Source organism: Paeniroseomonas aquatica, from assembly GCF_030409335.1.
Taxonomy (GTDB): Bacteria; Pseudomonadota; Alphaproteobacteria; order Acetobacterales; family Acetobacteraceae; genus Belnapia; species Belnapia aquatica.
Genome location: NZ_JAUFPN010000080.1, coordinates 1 through 21853, shown reverse-complemented (window position 1 = coordinate 21853; position 21853 = coordinate 1). Strand labels below are relative to the sequence as shown.

Sequence of the window (21853 nt, the reverse complement as noted above, 5' to 3'; positions counted from 1 at the left end):
TTGATCATCATCGACCTCGCGTCGTCCGTCAAAGTGAACCGACTCAAGCCGCTAGCACCTTCAGGCCGACCGTTCGGGTTTCCGAGCGCGGCATGGCCCGGATGGCTCTTTCGGCAGCGGTAATATCCCCCACCAACACCACTTGCTCAGTCGCCCTTGTAATGGCCGTGTAAATCAGCGTCCGATCGAGAAGCCTGCTTGGAAATATGGGCACCACCACCCGCTGAAACTGACTTCCCTGCGCTTTATGCACGGTAATCGCGTATGCGAGTTGCAAAGCTTGTAGGTTGTCGGACCGGCCGAAACGGTGGACGACCCCATCCATCTCGATGATCGTATTGCCTAGACTGTCGACTTCCAGGATGTAGCCTAGGGAGCCATTCATGAGACCGCGCTCCCAATCATTGACCGTCCATACGACCGGCTCACCGACCGCGATCCGACGATCCGGCACATGTCTCCGCGTGGGAGCGCAAGTGGCATGGAAGAGGGCATTGATTGCGTCGGAACCGGTTTCGCCCTTTCGTAGCGGTGAAAGGATCTGGCACGCACCGATGCCCCCAAGCGCTGACACGGCGTCAACCAGCGCCGCACCAAGCTGCTCAGGCTGGCAGGGCAATGCGCTCACGCCGTGGAATGGCAAAAAGCCGAACATGGGAAGGGAAGGTAGGTGGCCCGAACGGACTGCGGCGGCGACTAAGGGGATACCGGTTTCTGCTGCCTGCCGATGCACACGTGTCAGCTCGACAATGGGGAGGCGTCGCTCGGATGCGGCAATGTGGAACACCAAGCCAAAGCCGATCGGCGACAGCTGCGCTGGGTCTCCGACCAGCAGCAGCCGTGCACTTCTCGGCAAAGCTCGGAGGATCCGGTAGGCCGCTGGGAGATCAAGCATCGAAGCCTCGTCGACCACGACCAAAGCATCGGGAGGGACTTTCAGGCGGCCTGACGACACCTGCATCAGAAAACCGGCGATGGTGTAGGCATGGCAACCAGTTGCCTCCCGAAGCCGCTGCGCCGCCCGCCCAGCCAAGGCCATCTGCAGGACGGGCTGACCGTGACGCACCATGATGGAATGAACGGCTCGTAGGGTCGTCGTTTTGCCAACCCCGGCGCCGCCGATCAGCAACGAGATGCCCGCGTTTACCGCCATCCGGACCGCACGCTGCTGCTCAGGCGTCAGGTCATGGCCGCTCCCTCGCTCTGAGTCGGCAAGCTCGGCCTCGACATCGGTGTCCCGGATGGCAACGTCGAACAAGCCGGCTTGCCGAGACCGAAGCTGCATGTCGAGGATCCGACCCTCGATATATCGCTCCATCACCGCTGCCCCAGCTGGTTGCAGCAGGCAGCCTCCAGGCGCCAGCACGGCACCGCCTTCGGTGATAGCAAGGTCGATCGCGTATTCAGCGAGGGCGGTTCCGCGGCCAAGCATGCGGCAGATGGACGCAACAAGGACGTCCCGGCGGACCGCCGTATCCTTCTGTGCGAGCCGCGCATAGAGGTCAGCTTCGACCGCACCGACGAGGCGACGCGGGTCGGCAGCGTCGATCCCAACACGATGTGCCGCGGCGTCGACTTTGGGCCATTCGGCGAAGGTCAGCATGACGTAGGGATTTGCCCGGAGCTTGGCGGCACCCTCCTTACCCCAAACCGCGATGACCTTGTTTGCCAGGCGAGGGTCGAGCCGGTTCTCATCGAGCCAGACGGCGACATCGCTCTCGGCTTGGTCCTCTTGCCAAGCATGGAGGAGATCCGCCGCACGCTCCTCTCCCAGGACGGCGTGGAGGGGGCACGGATCGTCGCCGGCTAGGATCCCATAGAGCGCTGGGCCATGAGCTCTCCACAGCCGGTGAGCCGTGCCGAGACCAATCCCTGGAAAGCGTTTGGACCGGGCCAGAAAGCACACAAGGAAACTGCCTGATGGGTTGCAGTCCCGGACGCTCGTGCCGCCATGGCTTTCATATTGGTCTGGATGGGCCGTGGCGGCGGGACCACTGCTAGGCTTGCGACCGATCACCGTGCGGTCCTCCTTCCCGTCTCGACCATGTGTGCCTCGACATGCTCAAGACGACGCACCCGGCGCCGAAGATCGAGATTCTCAGCCTTAAGGGCGGCGTTCTCTTGCTCCAGCTTCAGGATGCGCTGATCTCGCCCGTCTCGGGCCGCAACTTGGGGATCCTGTCGCTGCGGGGCATCCAATCCGAGGAGTGCGACAGCCTCAGCCAGGGCAGCTGCCGCGCTTGGATTCTTATACAGGACCTGGCGGTCCACTCCGGCTGCCAGCGCAATGGCGGAGATGTTCGCCTTCCCATCGCGCTCTGGCAGTCGTTGGCCTGAAGCCTGAAGCACGGCGAAATAGGCTTTGAGCCGGGCAGCGTTTTCAGCACCGATTTGGGCGCCACTCTTCGTTGTGGCCGACATTCCCTTGGCTCCCCGAGCTGATGCAGCACCCAAGTCCTAGCTTTGGCCAGTGTCATCGTCGGATCGAACGACACTCAACGTCGGAGCCTTCCGCCGGGTATGCGCCAATGCCGGCTCCCCCGGCGTCTGCAAACGCCCGCCGTCCCGGGCGGGCGCCTTGACCAGCGAGGCAAGATCCGGATCGACGTCGATCCCCGCCACGTGGCACCGCTCGACCATGGCTGCCAGCTTTTCAGCCAGTTGGGTGGAGATCCGCCTTTCACTGGCAAGGTCAAAGTCCTTGCCTGCCGCTTCCTTGGATTTCGCTCGGAGGTCGCTTTCGAGCAGCGATATGACGGCCTTACAGGCAGCCACCTGTTGCATAAGATTGAGATTGATCACCGTAAGCCGGGCGACTTCGTCGCGGGCCTCTTGCCCTCCGTCATCTGACGTACCACCCAGCGGTTTGACTACGACGAGCTTGTCGCCGCTTCGGTCAGGACGCGTCGTCCAGGCAAGCGCTGCAGCCTTGAGAGCGATATCGGGATCAGCATTCAGATAGCGCCAATAGGTCGCATTAGTCAGGCCGGCACGCTCCCGGAGGACGTCGTGGGAGATTTCCTCCGGCTTTAGTGCGCCAGCACCCAGCTGCACCTCGATCAGCGCCAGTACCTCGGCCAATGCAGCTCGCCTGTTGGCCGCGTTTTGCCGCTTGGTCTCGGTTGCCTTTGCCCTGGCGTCATCAGACGGCCCCCTGCCGTCACGGCTCATCCCGCGTAGCTCCGGATTTCAGCACGCTCAATCCGCGTAATGAGGTCTGCAACCTCAGATCGGCGCTTTGCCCGAGAGACAGTGGCAGCCTCCCTTGCATCGGCGCCGACCAGCTCCTGATCAAGCACCCCGCCCTCAGCGTTCAACACCGGCAGGAAGGGCAAGATGAGGCGAGCAAGCATTGCCATCTCCTCCCGATAAATGACTTTTTGCGATGATGAATGGCCCGAATCTGCATTGAGTTGGCTGTATTCTTCAAAGTCCTCTAAGTAGGCCGGAATCTGCAGTCGCGTGATCGCCGAGTTAGCACATGCATGCGGGTCGCATTTATGGGTACGCGGTCGCGTTCTCTGCCCGGCAGCGACACCTTTCAGGCACTCAGCCGCATCACCCTTGAACACGCACATCGTCAGGGCCGTTTTGTAGACCGGCATCCCGTTTTTTCGGAGACGCTGCAGGGTACGGGCATTCGGGGCTTCAGAGCCCGCCTGCGCGTAGTTGATCGATCGTATTTCAGCCTCGAGAGAGGCCTGTTCTTCAGCCGTCCTGGCTCTCATGATCTCAAGCCCCTTTCGACCGCGGAGAAGGGGTTCGGTCATGACCGTTTCCAGGTGGTCAGCTTGAGCGGCTTGTTCGAAATGGGCGAACATGGACAGGAATTGCGTGTCGTTCCGCAAATATCCTCGAAATGCCGCAGTGCTTAACTGCTTGAGATGAATTGCGCCTGCTACCTCTCCGTGCGGCTCGTGCGCCAACCACTGAGCAAGGGCCACTCGGAACATGTGTGTCGATAGCGGGAATGGCTTGCCATTCACATAGGGCGCCCCAATCCGCTCCAAAAACACCTTTAAATCAGTGTTCATAAAGCTATTCTGCAACAGCTTTCCGGTTTGTGTTGCAAACAAGCGGGTTGTCCCGGTTTTCTTTCTCCAGGGGCGCAGCATCTCGACAAGAATTTCTGCCGCGTTAATAGCCTCCTTGGGCACGTCCCAGGTAACCTGTTGAGGGATGCGGCCACGATGCTTGGCGAGGGTCCCATGAATGACATGACGTGGCGAAAAACGCGCATCGACCGATGGGATGGTTTCGGCGCACTGGAAAAGCAGGTCGTTCATGTCACCATTACGACCGCCGGTGAGAAAGGCGATTACGATGTAACAGGCAGTTCGAAGGGAATTCTCCAGCATTTGAAGCTTATGGCGGCTCTCTATGCGATCCAGCCAAGGCTTGCCAGTGTCAGGGTCTTCCTTGAATAGGCCAGTTTTATTCCATGGTGCTGGCTGCGGCATCTTTTTTCGAGCAGTAAGGTTTCTCGATCCAAATCGTGCGCCAATCCACCTATCGAACTCTGCATATTCTTCAGAGCCTTTGGACCAAACCGGGGCTACCGCGTCGTATTTTGCCTCCCATTCCGAAACCAATTTGTCCACGTAAAGACGAGCAGCCCGGATATCATGGGCATATACTTCTACGAACTTGAGAGCGGACCCGATGACGTGGTCGAGAACGGCCTTTGGAATCAATTCAAAAGATTCTGTCTCTGGGCCTTCAGTGATCCAATCTTTTCCAAACTCCGCCTGTGGTTGAAAACCAAGCGTCGAACTGATACGGTTTCGTAACCGCCAGAGAAGAAGTGTCGTATCGACCAAGCGGCGGGCATCTCGAACAGAGCGAAGGCCCGCGCCATCCTTAAGGTTAGCGGCTTCCTTCACCCAGGCCTCAAAGCTCGGTTCGTCGACCTCCGATGCCGCGCTGATGCCACGTGCGGCCGCCCACAGGCAAAATTCACGGGCACAACGGCATGCGTCTGCCGCTCTGGAGGGAGCCCAGTTTTTCCCGTCCTCCCGCTCCTTATAAAGCCAGCGGACCGCAATGGCTTCCTGGAACGGGTAGACGAGGGAACTGTAGCGCCTATCACCCAGGTTGCCGATGACGATATCGCGGACGCGAACTTCGAAGGCCCAGTCAAAAATGAAGAGGCCTGACCCGTCACCAGTGAAATCCCAGATCAGGTCGGCAACATGACTTCCCTTGCGCGTCACCACAGTCGATGGCGCGAGGAGGCGGAGGTTCGCTTCTGATTTTGCGGCGGTCTGGCCGTCAGTGCGTAGATTTTTCATGTCTGCTTAGCCGGCCGATATCCAATCACCGGTGACCGTGATCGGGCCTCGTTCGTTAGTCTGTCGACGAGGTCAGGCGGGAATTTAGACAAATGAACCTCGACGAGTCTGCAGTTTAGCTCATGCTCTTCACGCCAAATTACTTCATCTAAAACGTCAGCGAGGCGCAACCACTGGAAGTAAAAATCCAAAAGCCGTGGTAAGTGCCGCTCCAAAATAATGCCATTCACGCAAACCAGGCAGGATTCATAACGTCTGCACGCCGCACCCTTCCGTTCCGGTCCTTTGCCATTCTTGTCATCAAGACAGCTATTAAAAAGCTTATCTCTCTGTCCGAGCAAAACCTCTGCTGCATGTCCCAGCGTAACCCCAAGCTCCGACGCCAATTTCTCGACTTCTTCGGGCTTTGGTCGATTCTGAAAGCCTGACCGGATCGAGCTTATCGCCTTGCTTTGGGCCCCCTTGATGGTATCCCGCACCCTGATTTCATTACCCGGACTTGATGCATAGTCGATAGTTCGCCTGAAGTCGGCATGCGACGCCCGCCGTTGAGCCTCATCTACCCCATTCGAGATCGCCACGTTGGCCAGAATTGTCGGACGAAATCTCCGAAAATGTAGATCCGGTATAGGTTTGCCATCCGGCGTGTAATTTTCGGGCCGATTTTGAAACTCACGCAACGCCACGTATGCAATTGATGAGGTCAAAGCGCAGGCGGCACCATTTTTCTGGCGAGCGTAAAGCCAGAGAGTATGAGCATCCTGCTCCGAAGCTGAAGGCCGCAGCCTCTTTGTTAAATCAATAACGGTTCTAATGACCCCTGGCACATCAAAAGCACCCCGATCTGGCACATCGACAAATTCCTCATCAATTCCAGCTCGAGGTTTACTGAAATAGACGCGGCAATGCCCAGGTGTTGGGCTTGGGCGGAGACAATGCGCACTCACATTAGCTAAATCGACATGCAAGCTCAGCGCCGTGCTGATATTGAGTGGAGCGTGTTCGTTGAATGTAAGCCTCAAAAGAAACGGCATCAGATCATCCGCTGAAGGGCCAACGAATTCTTTATGCCGAACGTCGAGTTGAACGGCTGCGTCAAATTTGCTTCCGAACCTGAATGCGTCATTGCCAGTTTCGCCTTGGGTACTCTGCCCTGGCGGGTCGACGGTCAAAAGACATTCCTGCCTTCTCTGTCTGACCTTCCTCATCGCACTGAGGCATGATTTCTCAAACGTCTCAGCCTCAACGGGAGACAGAGCCTTGGACTTAACTCGCTGGAGCTCTGATCCGGTCAGAGGAGTTGGGAGTGCGAAATCTTTGGGCAGCAGGTCAGGACGGCTCGCAACAATCCGAGCCAGAGTCTTATTTACCGTGTACACGATATCTGCGATGTACCGCGACGCTTTCGGACGATCTTTATCATTCTTCAAATATATTTTATTTTGAAGGGACATTCGGAGAGAAATTTCTGACCTTGCGATTGCTATTCCTTGCTCTTTTGCCGCTTTCTCCACGATTGCAAACAGAGGAGGATGAATATCAATATAATAATGCGATGCACCAAGACGACCGGAAATCTTCGCTAAATTCAGATTGCCTTTTTTCCCCATGAATTTGGACAACGGATTCTTTGTAAGGATTTTTTTGAGCAGATCCGCGCGTTTTTCGACCAGCCGCCGAGACTTCACCGTTGTGCTCATTAACCAGTGCTCAAAGTCACGCAAGACATGAAAGTTAAAGCTTTTGAGATTTGAAGCAGACTGTCCAGCCCGCTCTTTATCCCGTGCAATCAGGAATTCGAGAAAACGTTTTAGATGATAGATTTGCGAGGCAGTGGTTTCGGATGTCAGCCGCATACACGCCTCTTGGTGTGCGACAAGGAGCTCGCCGGCTACGTCCTGATAGGGCGATCCGATCCAAGCTTTCAGGCTGATTTCCCGAGAATCACCTTTGCCCGCGGGCGGAACATGCACAAAAGTTAGCGTCCGCCGTATCCGCTCCCGGTCCGCTTCCAGGTCGATGACAGTGATGGAGACTGGAGCAGTTGCAAGCTGTGCATTTGCCTTCAACGAGCGCTTAGGCATCGAAATAGGTCGCTTGCAGCTCTGAAACTGCCATGGAAAGAAGTGCGCGATGTTCGGCAATATGATCAAGATAGATCATCGTTGTATCGATGGATGCGTGGCCAAGTCGCTCCTTGACCTCACGTATGGGCTCCATGAAATAAACACGTCCTTCTTCCCGGCCCAAATGGCGATCAACCATTTCTTTCTTCAGCATGGCGTTGATGAGCAGGGACAGGGTAGCAATGGCATAGCTGTGGCGAAGGTTGTGGGGTGAGCACTGAGGTCCATTCTTCCCGCAACGATCGCTGACTTTGGCAAAATCCTTCCCCCATCGTTTTTGGGACAATGGCTCCCCATTTTCCGCCAACCACAGCGGAGAGGTTGACTGTTCGATAAGGCTCCCCCCTGAGCCCACGGTCAGAAAAGTTTGTGAGGCTGTGATTTCCTGCTTAGAGATCCTTTGCCGTAGAGTTTCTACGGCCAGACGTCTTTCGCCATTGACGTACCACTGGATCCACTTAATTGCAGTCGAAGGCCAATAAATGGTACGGACCTTTCGGCCCTTTCCCATAATGGTGGCAGGTAAATACGCACGGCCAATATTTGACGGGCTCTGCGGATCCGGAATGTCGCTGAGGCGTAGCGCAGCGAGTTCAGAAACCCGCATGCCGGTGCCGAGACAGGCAGCGCACCCCGCTCGCATACGGGAAGAGTCTGCGGCCTGCACAAAGGTTTTGAACTCTCCCGCCGATAATGCCCTGACTGGACGAGCAGAACGTCCGCGTTCAATGACGTCTGAACGATTAAATCCGATGTCGTCGACAAGACCTGTCTGTTTGGCGTAGAGGACGAAGGCAAACCAATGGTCCATCCATTGATTCCACGTCGCCTTGCTGACTAGCGGACTCTCAGCCGATCGAAATGAAAGCCACAGGCGGTTCATGTGAGCGAGCTCAAGGCAATCTTGCCATCGCAGACCCCGCTCATCGTACCAACCCAGCACCCTCTTGATTGCGCTCGAGCGGGTGGCCCGAGTGGCCGGGGAGGACGTCCGGAGGCCCATGCGAAGTTGCCAGCCGTTGACGTCGTTCAGATAATGACCGTTGCGGTCGAACAGGAAACGGACACCATCTGCCATCTCTAATGAGCGACCCCGCTCACCCGCAGTGATCCGAGCAGTTGCCGCGCCGCCCACCACCGCTGTGAGAAGCTCTGTCATTGCTGCAGCTGGGACGCTCACGCCGCTGATCATCGTCGCTCCTTGCGATGCGTCTACACAGCGACGACTCCCGAGGTCGCGCGGCAATGAGACTTGCCCATACAGAACAAAAAGGGAACATGAAATCCGCGCAGATAGCGCGGTGGAACGATCAACTGTAAGGTTTTCGGCGAGCTAGCAAGATGGGTTTGTCGGGCAACCCAGACGATAAAACCTAACTGCTCAAGACGCGCAGCTACAGAAATGGTACTAGATTCAGATGTGAGAGTGGGGGTCGGTAGACCCTACTTATTTCGGTTTAATGCCAATCGGACGGGAATACTCTCTCATATGGTACACTCGAGAGGAGGGGCGATAAGCGGGGAGGGGGCGGGGAAGTCCACCCAGGCCCGCCGCCTCGCCGCGACGCTGGCCGCCACGGGCATTCCCGTCCTCCGCACCCGCGAACCCGGTGGCTCCCCGGGGGCGGAAGCGGTGCGCCGGCTGCTGCTGGGCGAGGGCCCGTGGGACAATATCGCCGAATGCATGCTGCATTTCGCGGCGCGGCGGGAGCATCTCGCCTGCACCATCCGCCCGGCGCTCGAGGCCGGCATCTGGGTGATCTCAGACCGTTTCGCTGACTCGACGCTGGCCTATCAGTGCTATGGCCAGGGCGTGCCGCGCGCCGCCTTCGATGCACTCGCCGCCGTGGCGCTCGAAGGCCTCGCGCCTGACCTCACCCTGGTGCTGGAAATCGATCCGGTCGAAGGCCTCGCCCGTGCCGCCGCCCGGGGCGATACCAACCGCTACGAGGCCATGGAGGCCAGCTTCCACGCCCGGATCCGCGACGGCTTCCGGGCGATTGCCGCCGCCGAGCCGCAGCGCTGCGCCCTGATCGACGCGACCGGCGGGCCGGAGGGCGTCGCCGCCGCCATCCTGCACCTGGTCAGGGCCCGGCTGTGACCGATCCCCGGGCCAATCCCGAGCTGGTCGGCCATGACGATGCCGCCCGGACGCTGGAGGAAGCCGCGCTCTCCGGCCGGATGCACCATGCCTGGCTGATCGCCGGCCCGACCGGCGTCGGCAAAGCGACCCTGGCCTATCGCTTCGCCCGCTGGCTGCTGGCCGGCATGCCGCCGACGCCGCAGGGCAAGACCCCGCTGTACCTGCCGGAGGCGAACGCCACCTTCCGCCGGGTCGCCGCCGCCGCCCATGCCGACCTCTTCACCCTGGCGCCGACCGTCGGCAAGGGCGGCAGGAAGGAGGTGCTGCGCGTGGACGATGCCCGGGACGCCCTGCGGTTCATGGCGCTGACCGCGGCCGAGGGTGGCTGGCGTGCCGTGGTGGTCGAGGATGTCGAGCAATCCGAGCGCGAGCTGGTGCAGAACATCCTGCTGAAGACGCTGGAGGAACCGCCGCCCCGCACCGTCCAGCTGCTGGTCACCAGCGCCCCCGACCGGCTGCTGCCGACCATCCGCAGCCGCTGCCGCCGGCTCGACCTGGCGCCGCTGTCCGAACCCGCCCTGACCGGGCTGCTGACCCGCTGGATGCCCGAGATGGGCGGCCCCGATCGCCTCCGCCTGGCGCATATCGCCGATGGCTGTCCCGGCCGCGCTCTGCTGCTGGCCGAGGGGGAGGGGCTGGCGCTGCAGACCATGGTGGAGGAGGTCTTCGCCGGCCTGCCGCGGCTCGATCCCCGCCGCATCCACGACATCGCCGACCGCGTCACCACCCGGCGCGACGCCGCGGCGCTGACCACCTTCCTCGACCTGCTGCGCCGGGCGCTCGCCGCCGGGCTGCGCGCTGCCGCCCGCGGCACCGACCCGGCGCCCTGGATCGGCGGGCGTTCGCTTGCCGAGTGGTCCACCCTGTGGGAAAAGCTCGGCCGCCTCGCGGATGAGACGGAGCGGTTGAACCTCGACCGGAAGCAGGCCGTCCTGAGTGGCCTCGGGATGCTCTCCGTCCGCTGAAAGAAGCAGCGATGCCCACGACCTACCTGACCACGCCGATCTACTACGTGAACGACCGGCCGCATATCGGCCATGCCTATACCTCGCTCGCCACCGACGTGCTGGCGCGGTGGAAGCGGCTGGACGGGCATGAGGTCTTCTTCCTGACCGGCACGGACGAGCACGGCCAGAAGGTGGAGAAGGCGGCGCAGGATGCCGGGATGGACCCGCAGGCCTTCACCGACCAGGTGAGCCAGCATTTCCGCGACCTCGCCGACCGCATGGGCTTCTCCCACGACGACTTCATCCGCACCACCGAGCCGCGCCACAAGGCGGCCTGCCAGGCGCTGTGGCTCGAGCTTCTGAGGCGCGATGAGATCTACCTCGGCGCCTACGAGGGCTGGTACGCCGTGCGCGACGAAGCCTTCTATGGCCCGGACGAGCTGACCGAGCGCGACGGGGTGAAATATGCGCCCTCCGGCGCCCCGGTCGCCTGGGTGAAGGAGCCCAGCTACTTCTTCCGCCTGTCCAAGTGGCAGGACTGGCTGCTGGACTTCTACGAGCGCAACCCGGACTTCATCGCCCCGGCCTCCCGCCGCAACGAGGTGATCAGCTTCGTCAGATCCGGGCTGCAGGACCTCAGCATCAGCCGCACCAGCTTCACCTGGGGCGTGCCGGTGCCGAACGACCCGGCGCATGTCATGTATGTCTGGCTGGATGCGCTGACCAACTACATCACCGCTGCCGGCTACCCGGATGCGGCGGCCGAGCGATGGCGCTTCTGGCCGGCCGACGTGCATTTCGTCGGCAAGGACATCGTCCGCTTCCATGCCATCTACTGGCCGGCCTTCCTCGAGGCCTCCGGCATCGCCCCGCCGAAGCGGGTCTATGCGCATGGCTGGTGGACGAACGAAGGCCAGAAGATCAGCAAGAGCCTTGGCAACGTCATCGACCCCATCGCGCTGATCGACGAGTTCGGCCTGGATGCGGTCCGCTACTTCCTGCTGCGGGAAGTGCCTTTCGGCAGCGACGGCGACTTCTCGAAATCGGCGATGATCAGTCGGCTGAACGGCGAGCTGGCCGACACGCTTGGCAACCTTGCCAACCGGACGCTGTCGCTGATCCAGCGGAATTGCGACGGTCGGCTGCCCGCCGCCGCCGCCCGCAACGGGGCCGACGCCGAGCTCTTCGCGTTGCTCGACAGCCTGCCCGGGGCGGTCGGCCGGTTGCTCGACGCCCAGCAGTACCACCTCGCGCTCGAGACCATCTTCCACGCGGTTCGCGAGGCCAATGGCTACATCACCCGGCAACAGCCCTGGGCGCTGAAAAAGACCGACCTGCCGCGGATGGCGGCGGTGCTGCGCCACCTGCATACCGCGCTGCGGGTCTTCGCCACCGTGCTGCAGCCCTTCATGCCCGGCACCATGGCCGCCATGCTGGACCAGCTCGGCGTCCCGGCCGAGGCGCGCCAGCTGGCGGACCTAACCGAGACGCTGCCGGAAGGCACCGCGCTGCCGCCGCCCGCACCGTTGTTTCGCAAGATCGAAGCCGCGGCCTGACCCATGCTCGTCGATAGCCACTGCCATCTCGACTACTTCACCGACGCCGAGATCGACGATTTGCTCGACCGCGCCCGTGCCGCCGGCGTCGGCCGTATGGTCACGATCGGTGTGCGGGTGTCCCAGGCGCCGGCGGTCAAGGCGCTCACCGAGCGCTACCCGGATGTCTGGGGCACCATCGGCGTGCATCCGCACAATGCCGGGGAAGGTGAGATGCCCACGGTCGACGAACTCGTGGCGCTTGCCGACCATCCACGCATCATCGGCATCGGCGAGAGCGGCCTCGATTATTTCTACGACAAGTCGCCGCGCGCGGTGCAGGCGGAGGGCTTCCGCCGGCATATCCGCGCCGCCCGTGCCACCGGCCTGCCGCTGGCGATCCATGCCCGCCAGGCGGATGACGACATCATCCGCATCCTGCAGGAGGAGCGCGACGCCGGCGGCGACTTCGCCTTCCTGCTGCACTGCTTCTCCTCGGGCGCCGAGCTGGCGCGGCAGGCGGTCGCCATGGGCGGCTACCTGTCCTTCTCCGGCATCCTGACCTTCCCGAAGTCGCCCGAGATCCGTGCCATCGCCGCCGAGGTCCCGGCCGACCGGCTGCTGGTGGAGACCGACAGCCCCTATCTCGCCCCCGTACCGCGCCGCGGCAAGCGCTGCGAGCCCGCCTATGTCGCCCATACCGCCAAGGTGCTGGCCGAGGTCCGCGGCCTTACCCAGGCCGAGGTGGAAGCGCTGACGACGGACAATTTTCTCCGCCTCTTCCCCAAGGCGGCCTGAGCCGTGCTGCGCGTCACCATCCTGGGCTGCGGCGGCTCGGGCGGCGTGCCGCTGCTGGGCGGGGAAGGCGAGGGGGGCAATTGGGGAGATTGCGACCCGACCGAGCCGCGCAATCGGCGCACCCGGACATCCGCGCTGCTGGAAGGGCCGGATGGCCGCCGGCTGCTGATCGATGCCGGACCGGACCTGCGGGAGCAGTTGCTGGCGGCCCGCGCTGTCCGGCTGGATGCCATCATCTTCACCCATGCCCATGCCGACCACTGCCTCGGCATTGATGACCTTCGCCAGGTGAATCGCGTCATGGGTCAGGCGTTGGACGCCTATGGCACCCGCACCACCATGCAGAAGCTGGACGATCGTTTCGACTATGCGTTTATCGGCCCGACGCCGCCATTCTTCTACCGGCCGGCGCTGGAGCAGAAGCGGGTAGCCTATGGCGATCGCTTCGAGGCGGCCGGGCTGCCGGTGGAGGTTTTCCGCCAGGACCATGGGGTGATGGATACGCTCGGCATCAGGGTCGGCCGCTTTGCCTATTCGACCGATGTCGTAATGCTGCCGGAGGAAAGCATGCCGGCGCTCGAGGGGCTGGATACCTGGGTGGTCGGCTGCTTCCAGCACGGCCCGCACAAGGTCCACGCCAATCTCGACCAGGTGCTGGCCTGGGTCGACCGGCTGAAGCCGCGCCGCACGGTGCTGACGCATATGGGCACGGCGATGGACTACGCCGGGCTGCGGCGGGATCTGCCGCCAGGCATCGAGCCGGCCTTCGACGGCATGGTGCTCGAAGTGCCCTTGGGGTGACGCCGTAGGATCACGCCGGGGTGATACGCCAGGGGCACGGTCAACAGCCCAAACCTCTCATCCACAGCTTTCCCACAGACTTCTCCCCAGGTCTTTTCTTTCCATAATATATCTTATGCGGTTTCTATATTTGGGGATAAGGCGGCCAGCCTTAGCTGGCCGCCTCTCCCGCTCTTTCAGACCGGGCTCGCTTTCCCGCGGTTCTCATGGTCCAGCGGGACCTGGCCGCCCATCATGCCGTCCTGGCCGATTGCCGCCCTCGGTCTGATATCCCTCGCCGCCGGTGCCGCCAACGGCGTCCGGCCGCGCAGCAGGACGAGTGCGTTCAGCATCGTCAGCAGGAACAGCACGCCGAATGGCAATCCGTGTCTGGAGGTCATGGATCCCAAAGCGCCGATGCCGACGATCGCCGCCAGCGCCAAGCCCAGCGTCGGCAGGGAAAACACCGGGGCCGGCATGGCGACGATCTGCCGATGCCAGGTTTCGAGCCGGGCCGCCCCTTCCGGCGACCCCTCGGCGGCCGGCAGTTCCCCGAGCGCATAGGGCAACCGCAACAGGTTCAGCATCACCAGGGCAATGAAGAGCAAAATACCGAAGCTCAGGCCGAAAGCGACGGTCAGCAGCAGGTTCAGCAGCCCCAGCGCTGCGAAGCCCCAGACCGCCAGGTCGAAGCGGCAACCCGGCTGGGCCCCGTCCAGCCAGGCATTCCAGCGATAGAGTCGATCCGCGACATGCATCGTTTTGCCTCCAACCCGGATTGAGGGATGTGCAGCGATATCAGGTCAGCAGAAATGGGCCCTGAGCGGCGGCACCGTGCCCGGTCCACAGTTCCGGATACCGACAGGCGCCAGCCCAGCGGGGCATGCGCGATTCGATGGTGCCATGATTCGGCCCGCCGGCGACCGTTTTATTGCATTGAGGCGGCTATCGCCGTCCGAAATGGCTTGGTCTCCAAGCACCGGCATCGCGCGGCACACGCCCCCTGCCCCATTGCGTCCCGTATTCCTGTCCTGCTTGAACCGACGGCCATCCCGACTCGGAAAGCATGGTGGTGTGTAGTGTGTCGCCTTGAGCAGCTGGAGGTTTGAGTGTCCGATCAGTCGAATACAGGTGCGTCTCCCGAAGCTTCCGTGCTGCGTCTTCTTGGCATCATGAAGCGGCTCAGGGCGCCAGACGGATGTCCTTGGGACCGTGTGCAGAATTTCGCGACGATTGCCCCTTATACGCTCGAGGAGGCCCATGAAGTGGCCGAGGCGATCCAGCGCGGGCCTGACTTCCCTGCCCTGCTCGACGAGTTGGGCAATCTGCTGTTTCAGGTGGTCTATCACGCTCAGATGGCGTCGGAACTAGGGCATTTCGCTTTTGCGGATGTTGCCACCGCAATCTCCGATAAAATGGTCCGGCGCCATCCACACGTTTTCGGTGAAGCTACCGCACGCGACGTCATGTCCCAAAGCAACGCCTGGGAGGTCCAGAAGGCCGAGGAACGGGCCAGTCGGGCCAAAGCCGGTACGCTGGCGGGGGTACCGGTCAACCTCCCTGCCCTCACCCGTGCTGCGAAGCTGACCCGTCGGGCGGCCCGGGTCGGTTTCGATTGGCCGGACGTCGGCGGCGTTCTCGACAAGCTGGAGGAGGAAGCAGCCGAGCTCCGGGTCGAACTTCCAGGTGCCGACCCGGTTCGCATGGCGGACGAAGTGGGCGACCTGTTGTTTGTGCTCGCCAATCTGGCGCGGAAGCTCGAGCTGGACCCTGAAGAGTGCCTGCGCGGCGCCAATGCCAAATTCGAACGGCGTTTCCAAGGCGTGGAGGCACGTTTGGCGCGATCTGGACTGACACCGGCCGATGTCGATCTGGAAGCCATGGAAGCGGCGTGGCGGGAGGTAAAAACCGAGGAAAAATAGGACTGTAAAGCGATTTACCCAACCTTCTTACTGCTCCTTAGTTGACCGACTCAGGTAAATTAATGACAAAACCATTATCTTAGATTTACAGATGCAGGCGCGCCTTGGCCGCCGGCAGCAGTATATGGAACGTATGATGAATAAAAAAGGAACAAATGAATGGGTGGCTTGACCGTGCCTTGACCCAGCTGCGCAGCATCGCGTCTGGCCGGGCTCGCCGAGACAGTACCGGCCGGCGCTGCGTCGTGCCCTCGCCCCTTCCGCCAGGCCCCAACAAGTGGCACGACTCGCGGCAGCGGAGAGAACCAAGCACGGAGGCCATGATGCCGAACTGGACCAGCCCAGAGACCCTGGCCCTGCATGGCGGCAGCCATCGGGCAGACCCCGCCACCGGCTCCGTCGCCGTGCCGATTCACCAGACCACCAGTTTCCAATTCCAGGACACCGGCCATGCCGCCCGGCTCTTCGGCCTGTCCGAGCTCGGCAACATCTACAGCCGCATCATGAATCCGACCTGTGACGCGCTGGAGACCCGCATCGCGGCCCTCGAGGGCGGCGTGGCGGCGCTGGCGGTGGGCTCAGGCCAGGCGGCGACCAGTTTCTGCGTCATGAACCTCTGCGGCGCCGGGGACAACATCGTCTCCAGCACGGACCTCTACGGCGGCACCTGGAATCTCTTCGCCAATACGCTGAAGCAGTTCGGCGTCGAGGTCCGCTTCGTCGACCCCGCCGACCCTGAAGGCTTCGCCCGCGCCACCGATGCCCGGACCCGGCTCTACTACGCCGAGACCCTGCCCAACCCGAAGCTGCAGGTCTTTCCCATCGCCGAAGTCGCCGCCATCGGCCGGCGCCTCGGCGTGCCGCTGATCATGGACAACACCGCCGCCCCCATCCTCTGCAAGCCGCTGGCGCTGGGCGCCGCGGTGGTCATGCACAGCACCACGAAATTCATCGGCGGCCATGGTACCAGCATCGGCGGCATCGTGGTCGATGGCGGCAATTTCGACTGGGAAGCCGGTGGCGACCGCTTCCCAACCCTGAACGCCCCGGACCCCAGCTACCATGGCGCGGTCTGGTCGCAGGCGGCCAAGCCGCTCGGCCCGATCGCCTATATCCTGCGGATGCGGACCTGCACGCTCCGCGACCTCGGCGCGGCGATGTCGCCCTTCAACGCCTTCATGTTCCTCCAGGGCCTCGAGACGCTGCCGCTGCGCATGGAGCGCCACTGCGCCAATGCGCTGAAGGTCGCGGCCTTCCTCGCAGCGCATCCCAAGGTGACCCGCGTCATCCACCCCAGCGTGCAGACCGGCGAGGCCAGGCGCCGCGCCGATGCCGCGCTCCGCGGCGGCTACGGCAGCCTGATGGGCTTCGAGATGGCCGGCGGCGCCGAAGCCGGGGCCCGATTCATCGATGCGCTGACGATGTTCTACCATGTCGCCAATATCGGCGACGCCCGCAGCCTGGCGATCCATCCGGCGACCACCACCCATAGCCAGCTCTCGGCCGAGGAACAGCTCTCGACCGGTGTCACCCCCGGCTATGTCAGGCTCTCGATCGGCATCGAGCATATCGAGGACATCATCGCCGACCTCGCCCAGGCGCTGGAGGCCGCATGACCATCGGATCCCCGACCGGGTCCTTCCCCGGCACCCGGATGCGGCGCAACCGGCGGGATGCCTGGACCCGCCGCCTGAACGCCGAGACCAGCCTGACGGTCGACGACCTCATCTGGCCGATCTTCGTCCGCGAGGGCGAGGGCCAGGTGACCGAGGTCGCCTCGATGCCCGGCGTCCGCCGCGTCTCGATCGACCGGCTGGCCGCGCATGTGGAGCAGGCGGCTAGGCTCGGCATCCCCGCCATCGCCATCTTCCCGATGACCCCGCCCGAGCTGAAGAATGCCGAGGGCAGCGAGGCCCTGAACCCCGACAACCTGATGTGCCGCGCCGCCCGCCTGCTGAAGCGCGAGTTTCCCGACATCGGGCTGGTCGGCGACGTGGCGCTCGACCCCTATACCGACCACGGCCATGACGGCGTGATCCGCGACACCGCCGCCGGCGAGTACGTCCACAACGACGACAGCGTGGCAATCCTGGTGACCCAGGCGGTCAATCAGGCGGCCGCCGGCATCGACGTCATCGCCCCCTCCGACATGATGGACGGCCGCATCGGCGCGATCCGCGGCGCGCTCGATGCCCAGGGGCTGATCGATACCCGGATCATGTCCTATGCCGCCAAGTATGCCTCCGCCTTCTACGGTCCCTTCCGCGATGCGGTCGGCAGCGGTAAGGCCCTCCGCGGCGACAAGAAGACCTACCAGATGGACCCTGCCAATTCCGATGAGGCGCTGCGCGAGGTCGCGCTGGACCTCGCCGAAGGCGCCGACATGGTCATGGTCAAGCCCGGCATGCCCTACCTCGATATCGTCCGCCGGGTGAAGGACCGCTTCGGCGTGCCGACCTTCGCCTATCAGGTGAGCGGCGAATACGCGATGATCATGGCCGCGGTGAACAACGGCTGGCTGGAGCATGAGCGGGCGATGCTGGAAAGCCTGCTCGGCTTCAAGCGCGCCGGAGCCAATGGCGTGCTCACCTACTTCGCCGTGGAGGCAGCCGAGGTGCTGCGCCGCCGCTGACCCCTTGACCACCCCTCCCGCCCCGCGTCTCATCGCGGCAAACGGGAGGGTTCACCATGAACACGGACTGGCTTGGCCTCGCCGACAGGATCGCCGTCGTCACCGGGGCCGCGGGCGGCATGGGCCGCGCCATCGCCACCGCCTTCATCGAGGCCGGCGCCGCCGTCGCCCTGCTGGACCGCGACCGCGACGGGCTGCGCGCCATCGAGGCGCAGCTCCAGGCCGCCGGCGGCCGGGTCGCCGCCATTGCCTGCGATACCGGTTCCGAGGCCAGCATCGCCGATGCCGCCCGCGCCTCCGCCGACAAGCTCGGCCCCGCCGATATCCTGGTGAACAACGCCGGCATCCTCCGCGCCGGGCCGCTCGCCAACCTCCCGCTCGAGCAGTGGAACACCCTGCTGGCGGTGAACCTGACCGGCTACCTCCTCTGCGCCCAGGCCTTCCGGCCGCAGATGCTCGGCCGCCCGGCGGCGCTGGTGCACATCGCCTCCGTCGCCGCCTCCAACCCGCAGCCGCGCAGCGGCGGCTACAGCCCGAGCAAGGCGGCGGTGGCGATGCTCTCCCGCCAGCTCGCCCTGGAATGGGGGCCGGACGGCATCCGCAGCAACATCGTCAGCCCCGGGCTGATCCGGACGCCGATGTCCGAAACCTTCTACCAGGCGCCCGGCGTCAAGGAGCGGCGCGAGGCGATGCTGCCCGCCCGCCGCATCGGCACCGCCCAGGACATCGCCGATGCGGTCATCTTCCTCGCCAGCCCGAGGTCCAGCTACGTCACCGGCGGCGAGATCCTGGTCGATGGCGGGCTCGACCAGGTGGTGATGGAGCTGACGCCGCGGCCGGGCTACTGAGCCGGCCGCGCCGCCGCCGCCGGGTCAGAAGGCCAGCCGCGTCCCCACCAGGAAGACCTTGGTGGTCGAGCGGTCCTGCACCCCGGCATTGGAGGGGTCGAAGTCGCGCCCGCGCTCGGCGATGGTATAGCTGCTGTATTCCGCCAGCAGGTCGAGGCCCGGCGCCAGGCGGTAGTTGCCGCCGATGCCGTAGCCGATGCGGCGCATGATGGCGGCGCCGGCGGGATTGGCGGCGAAGTTGCTCCGCCCGCCGGAGGCATCGGCCTGCGCCGCGCTGAAGCTGCCGCGGCTGGCGCCCTCGAAGGTGCCGATGACGTAGTTGGCGCCGAAGGAGAAGGGGCCGGCGGTATAGCTGGCGCCGGTGAAGAACTGGTCCATCGGCCGGTCGCCGCGCAGCGTATTGCCCCAGAAGTAGTTGGAGTCGCCATGCTCGTACTGGGCGCCGACGGTGACGCCGTAGGCGGTAGCCTGGGCGCCGACCTGGAAGACGTTCAGGTTGTTGAAGACCCGCGCCTGGGTGCCGGCCAGCGTCAGCTCGCGGGCGGCGCCCGCGCCGAGGTAGCCGCCGGTCACGGCCAGGCCGACGCCGGCCAGGCTGCCGCGCCAGCGCAGGGCGGCCTGGTATTCGTTGCGCCGCGCGGCGAAGCCGCCGCCGGCCGCCGGGATGCCGATGGCGCTGGCGCCGGTGAAGGCATAGGCGCTGTCGCACCAGCCGCTGGACTGGTTGGTCGAGCAGCCGGTGTCCTCGCCCTCGTTGTAGTTGGCGGCGTAGCTGGCGCCGAAGTCGAAGCCGAAGACCTGCGGCGAGAGGTAGATGATCTTGGTGCTGTCGCCGAGCGCGCCGGGCGAGGTCATGGTCCGCGCATTGGCCTGGCGGGTGACGAAGGACTCCCGGTCGCCATAGATGCCGCCGGAGCCGAAGTTGGTCACCACGCCGCTGTTCATCAGGCCGCCAACCGGGCCATCCTCGTCGCCGAAGCGGATCTGGCCCAGCCGCGGGCTGCTGACGAAGGCATAGGCCTCGTCGATGCTGGCGGTCGACTTGCCGGTGCTCGCCCGCTGCTGGACGATGTTGCGGCCTTCCTGCTGGTTGAAGGCGATCTCGACCACGGCGCCGTAGTTGAGGCCGTTGGCGGTCTTGCCGTTGACCAGGACGCGGACCTCGGCATCGGTGCTGAAGTCGTTCTTCGACAGCCGCGCGATATTGGCGCCATTGGCGGGCAGGTTGCCGGTGGCGCTGCCGACGCCGGTGGCCAGGGTGCTCGGCACGGTGGAGTTGCGGCCGGACTGCTGCGTATTGCCGTAATAGGCACGGAAGAAGCCGCCGATCCGTACCGAGGGTGCCTCCTGTGCCCAGGACGAGGCAGGCATCAGCAAGGACAGGCCGACAATCGCGGTTCCGCCCAAAATGGTGTTACGCATGGCAATCCGTAACCGTCAGCTGTTGCCCGCCTTGAGCTGATGGCTGGTTCTGGCCGATGTCGTGGGCATGGCAGACGACACGGACATGGCGGCTGAGCTCGTAGGCGGCGCTTACGAGGCGCGTAAGGCTTCGGTACGGCGTGGTGCCGGCTCTGGCGTGGAGGTTCGGGTCCGGACGGTCCGCCGTCGCAGTTGGTCGGCCGAGGACAAGCTGCGGATCGTGAGCGAGACCCTGGCGCCTGGGGCGTTGGCCAAGGTGGTGGCGGACCGGCACGGCATCGGCACCGGNGCCGAGGACAAGCTGCGGATCGTGAGCGAGACCCTGGCGCCTGGGGCGTTGGCCAAGGTGGTGGCGGACCGGCACGGCATCGGCACCGGGCTGCTGTTCACCTGGCGGCGCGAGATGCTGGCGACGGCGATGTCGGGCTTTGCCCCGGTCGCGGTCGTGCCGGAGCCTGCGGCGGCCGCGGCGGTCGCGCCGGCAAAGGCGGACGTGGTGCCTGGCTTGCTCGAGGTGGCGTTCCCATCCGGGACGACGGTGCGCATCAGTGGTGCGATGGATCCGGCGATGCTGCGGGTTGTCCTGGCGGAGCTTGGCGGGCGCTGATGTTTGGGCCGCCGCCCGGCACGCGGGTATTCCTCGCCTGCGGCACGACCGATATGCGCAAGGGCTTTGACGGTCTGGCGGCGCAGGTGCAGACGGTGCTGGCGCAGGATCCCTATGGCGGTGCGCTGTTCTGCTTTCGCGGCCGTCGCGGTGACCTGCTAAAGATTTTGGTCTGGGACGGCCAGGGCCTGATCTTGCTCGCCAAGCGGCTGGAGCGCGGCAGGTTCGTCTGGCCGCAGGCAGCGAGTGGCGTGGTGTCGCTGACGCCGGCGATGCTCTCGATGCTGCTGGAGGGGATCGACTGGCGGATGCCGGCCTGGACCGCACGGCCGGAGACGGCCGTTTAGCGGCGGCGCCGATTTCGAATTGCCTGAGGCATTTCGCTGGCTAAAATTGGCCGGTGGATACCGCGCCGTACCCAACGCCTGCTGCCGAGATCGCCGCGCTGCGCAGCCTGCTGGCGGAGCGGGACGCGGCGCTGGCCGAGCGCGATGCGCTGCTGCTGAACAGCCGGCTCGAGATCGAGAAGCTCAAGGTGCAGTTGGCCCGCGCCCGGCGCGAGCAATACGGCCAATCCTCGGAACGGCTGACGGCCGAGATCGGCCAGCTGGAGATGCTGATCGGCGACCTGGAGGAAAACCAGGCCCAGGCCGCTGCCGCGGCGAAAGTGGCGCCCACGACACCGGCCAAGCCGCGCCAGCAGCCTGTCCGCAAGCCGTTGCCGGCGCATCTGCCGCGCGAGACCGTCCTGCATGAGCCGGTACTGGCCTGCCGCTGCGGCTGCACCGACCCCGCCCGGCTG

20 protein-coding genes are annotated in these 21853 nt (G+C 63.8%); 13 read left to right on the top strand and 7 right to left on the bottom strand.

Annotation, left to right across the window (positions count from 1 at the left end):
* Window positions 1-43 precede the first annotated feature (43 nt).
* On the bottom strand, window positions 44-2017 hold the full coding sequence (locus QWZ14_RS08210) for an AAA family ATPase (protein WP_290316143.1): 1974 nt from the start codon (window positions 2015-2017) through the stop codon (window positions 44-46).
* Window positions 2018-2058: 41 nt separating this feature from the next.
* Here QWZ14_RS08210 and QWZ14_RS08205 point away from each other — a divergent pair, with 41 nt between their 5' ends.
* A complete protein-coding gene (locus QWZ14_RS08205; RefSeq protein WP_290316141.1) occupies window positions 2059-2337 on the top strand; it encodes a hypothetical protein in 279 nt (92 codons plus the stop codon).
* Between the two features lie 120 nt (window positions 2338-2457).
* On the opposite strand, the gene QWZ14_RS08200 is transcribed toward QWZ14_RS08205, so the two are convergent.
* The 4 genes from QWZ14_RS08200 to QWZ14_RS08185 are packed head-to-tail and all read right to left on the bottom strand — an operon-like array spanning window position 2458 to window position 8609.
* Entirely contained in the window at window positions 2458-3171 is a 714-nt protein-coding gene (locus QWZ14_RS08200) for a hypothetical protein (RefSeq protein WP_290316140.1), read from the bottom strand.
* Window positions 3168-5291, bottom strand: a complete 2124-nt coding sequence (locus QWZ14_RS08195; RefSeq protein WP_290316139.1) for a hypothetical protein — start codon at window positions 5289-5291, stop codon at window positions 3168-3170. Before QWZ14_RS08195 ends, QWZ14_RS08200 begins: the two co-directional genes overlap by 4 nt.
* Window positions 5288-7444 carry a hypothetical protein gene (locus QWZ14_RS08190; protein WP_290316138.1) on the bottom strand — a complete coding sequence of 719 codons (2157 nt, stop codon included), beginning with the start codon at window positions 7442-7444 and terminating at the stop codon, window positions 5288-5290. The genes QWZ14_RS08195 and QWZ14_RS08190 overlap by 4 nt, the downstream gene beginning before the upstream one ends.
* A complete protein-coding gene (locus QWZ14_RS08185) occupies window positions 7368-8609 on the bottom strand; it encodes a tyrosine-type recombinase/integrase (RefSeq protein WP_290316137.1) in 1242 nt (413 codons plus the stop codon). The genes QWZ14_RS08190 and QWZ14_RS08185 overlap by 77 nt, the downstream gene beginning before the upstream one ends.
* A gap of 297 nt (window positions 8610-8906) precedes the next feature.
* On the opposite strand from QWZ14_RS08185, the gene tmk reads away from it, so the two are divergent.
* Genes tmk through QWZ14_RS08160 form a run of 5 tightly spaced genes read left to right on the top strand, consistent with a single transcriptional unit; the run spans window position 8907 to window position 13641 of the window.
* Entirely contained in the window at window positions 8907-9518 is a 612-nt protein-coding gene (gene tmk, locus QWZ14_RS08180) for a dTMP kinase (RefSeq protein ID WP_290316136.1), read from the top strand.
* A complete protein-coding gene (locus QWZ14_RS08175) occupies window positions 9515-10525 on the top strand; it encodes a DNA polymerase III subunit delta' (RefSeq protein ID WP_290316135.1) in 1011 nt (336 codons plus the stop codon). The genes tmk and QWZ14_RS08175 overlap by 4 nt, the downstream gene beginning before the upstream one ends.
* Window positions 10526-10536: 11 nt before the next feature.
* The gene (metG, locus tag QWZ14_RS08170) at window positions 10537-12063 is read left to right on the top strand and encodes a methionine--tRNA ligase (protein ID WP_290316134.1); all 1527 of its coding nucleotides are present in this window, start codon (window positions 10537-10539) and stop codon (window positions 12061-12063) included.
* A 3-nt stretch (window positions 12064-12066) separates the two neighbouring features.
* Complete coding sequence (locus QWZ14_RS08165) at window positions 12067-12840, top strand: TatD family hydrolase (RefSeq protein WP_290316133.1); 774 nt, start codon at window positions 12067-12069, stop codon at window positions 12838-12840.
* A gap of 6 nt (window positions 12841-12846) precedes the next feature.
* Entirely contained in the window at window positions 12847-13641 is a 795-nt protein-coding gene (locus tag QWZ14_RS08160; protein WP_290316176.1) for an MBL fold metallo-hydrolase, read from the top strand.
* A gap of 176 nt (window positions 13642-13817) precedes the next feature.
* On the opposite strand, the gene QWZ14_RS08155 is transcribed toward QWZ14_RS08160, so the two are convergent.
* Window positions 13818-14378, bottom strand: a complete 561-nt coding sequence (locus QWZ14_RS08155) for a hypothetical protein (RefSeq protein ID WP_290316132.1) — start codon at window positions 14376-14378, stop codon at window positions 13818-13820.
* Window positions 14379-14729: 351 nt separating this feature from the next.
* Between QWZ14_RS08155 and mazG the strand changes: the two genes are divergently transcribed.
* The 4 genes from mazG to QWZ14_RS08135 all read left to right on the top strand — a co-directional run bounded on the left by mazG (window position 14730) and on the right by QWZ14_RS08135 (window position 19022).
* The gene (mazG, locus tag QWZ14_RS08150) at window positions 14730-15542 is read left to right on the top strand and encodes a nucleoside triphosphate pyrophosphohydrolase (RefSeq protein WP_290316131.1); all 813 of its coding nucleotides are present in this window, start codon (window positions 14730-14732) and stop codon (window positions 15540-15542) included.
* A gap of 323 nt (window positions 15543-15865) precedes the next feature.
* Window positions 15866-17158 (top strand): O-acetylhomoserine aminocarboxypropyltransferase/cysteine synthase family protein, encoded by a 1293-nt coding sequence (locus QWZ14_RS08145; RefSeq protein ID WP_408903651.1) that lies wholly within the window; start codon window positions 15866-15868, stop codon window positions 17156-17158.
* Window positions 17155-18174: a porphobilinogen synthase gene (gene hemB, locus QWZ14_RS08140; protein WP_290316129.1), complete on the top strand. Its 1020-nt coding sequence runs from the start codon at window positions 17155-17157 to the stop codon at window positions 18172-18174. Before QWZ14_RS08145 ends, hemB begins: the two co-directional genes overlap by 4 nt.
* Before the next feature lie 56 nt (window positions 18175-18230).
* The gene (locus QWZ14_RS08135; RefSeq protein WP_290316128.1) at window positions 18231-19022 is read left to right on the top strand and encodes an SDR family NAD(P)-dependent oxidoreductase; all 792 of its coding nucleotides are present in this window, start codon (window positions 18231-18233) and stop codon (window positions 19020-19022) included.
* 24 nt (window positions 19023-19046) lie between these two features.
* Here QWZ14_RS08135 and QWZ14_RS08130 read toward each other — a convergent pair whose 3' ends face one another.
* Window positions 19047-20393, bottom strand: coding sequence for a porin (locus QWZ14_RS08130; RefSeq protein WP_290316127.1), 1347 nt, complete (start codon window positions 20391-20393; stop codon window positions 19047-19049).
* Window positions 20394-20511: 118 nt separating this feature from the next.
* On the opposite strand from QWZ14_RS08130, the gene tnpA reads away from it, so the two are divergent.
* The 3 genes from tnpA to QWZ14_RS08115 all read left to right on the top strand — a co-directional run.
* Window positions 20512-21051, top strand: coding sequence for an IS66-like element accessory protein TnpA (tnpA, locus tag QWZ14_RS08125; protein ID WP_353959284.1), 540 nt, complete (start codon window positions 20512-20514; stop codon window positions 21049-21051).
* Complete coding sequence (tnpB, locus tag QWZ14_RS08120; RefSeq protein ID WP_290316126.1) at window positions 21051-21398, top strand: IS66 family insertion sequence element accessory protein TnpB; 348 nt, start codon at window positions 21051-21053, stop codon at window positions 21396-21398. Before tnpA ends, tnpB begins: the two co-directional genes overlap by 1 nt.
* 53 nt (window positions 21399-21451) lie before the next feature.
* Window positions 21452-21853 (top strand): transposase (locus tag QWZ14_RS08115; protein WP_290316125.1); only part of this gene is annotated, 402 nt, incomplete at its 3' end.

Bases quoted from the DNA above. Each gene is read 5' to 3' on its own strand.
- QWZ14_RS08205 (WP_290316141.1), top strand. From the start codon at position 2,059: ATGCTCAAGACGACGCACCCGGCGCCGAAGATCGAGATTCTCAGCCTT.
- QWZ14_RS08200 (WP_290316140.1), bottom strand. From the start codon at position 3,171: ATGAGCCGTGACGGCAGGGGGCCGTCTGATGACGCCAGGGCAAAGGCA.
- QWZ14_RS08195 (WP_290316139.1), bottom strand. From the start codon at position 5,291: ATGAAAAATCTACGCACTGACGGCCAGACCGCCGCAAAATCAGAAGCG.
- QWZ14_RS08185 (WP_290316137.1), bottom strand. From the start codon at position 8,609: ATGATCAGCGGCGTGAGCGTCCCAGCTGCAGCAATGACAGAGCTTCTC.
- tmk (WP_290316136.1), top strand. From the start codon at position 8,907: ATGGTACACTCGAGAGGAGGGGCGATAAGCGGGGAGGGGGCGGGGAAG.
- metG (WP_290316134.1), top strand. From the start codon at position 10,537: ATGCCCACGACCTACCTGACCACGCCGATCTACTACGTGAACGACCGG.
- QWZ14_RS08165 (WP_290316133.1), top strand. From the start codon at position 12,067: ATGCTCGTCGATAGCCACTGCCATCTCGACTACTTCACCGACGCCGAG.
- QWZ14_RS08155 (WP_290316132.1), bottom strand. From the start codon at position 14,378: ATGCATGTCGCGGATCGACTCTATCGCTGGAATGCCTGGCTGGACGGG.
- QWZ14_RS08145 (WP_408903651.1), top strand. From the start codon at position 15,866: ATGCCGAACTGGACCAGCCCAGAGACCCTGGCCCTGCATGGCGGCAGC.
- hemB (WP_290316129.1), top strand. From the start codon at position 17,155: ATGACCATCGGATCCCCGACCGGGTCCTTCCCCGGCACCCGGATGCGG.
- QWZ14_RS08135 (WP_290316128.1), top strand. From the start codon at position 18,231: ATGAACACGGACTGGCTTGGCCTCGCCGACAGGATCGCCGTCGTCACC.
- QWZ14_RS08130 (WP_290316127.1), bottom strand. From the start codon at position 20,393: ATGCCTGCCTCGTCCTGGGCACAGGAGGCACCCTCGGTACGGATCGGC.
- tnpB (WP_290316126.1), top strand. From the start codon at position 21,051: ATGTTTGGGCCGCCGCCCGGCACGCGGGTATTCCTCGCCTGCGGCACG.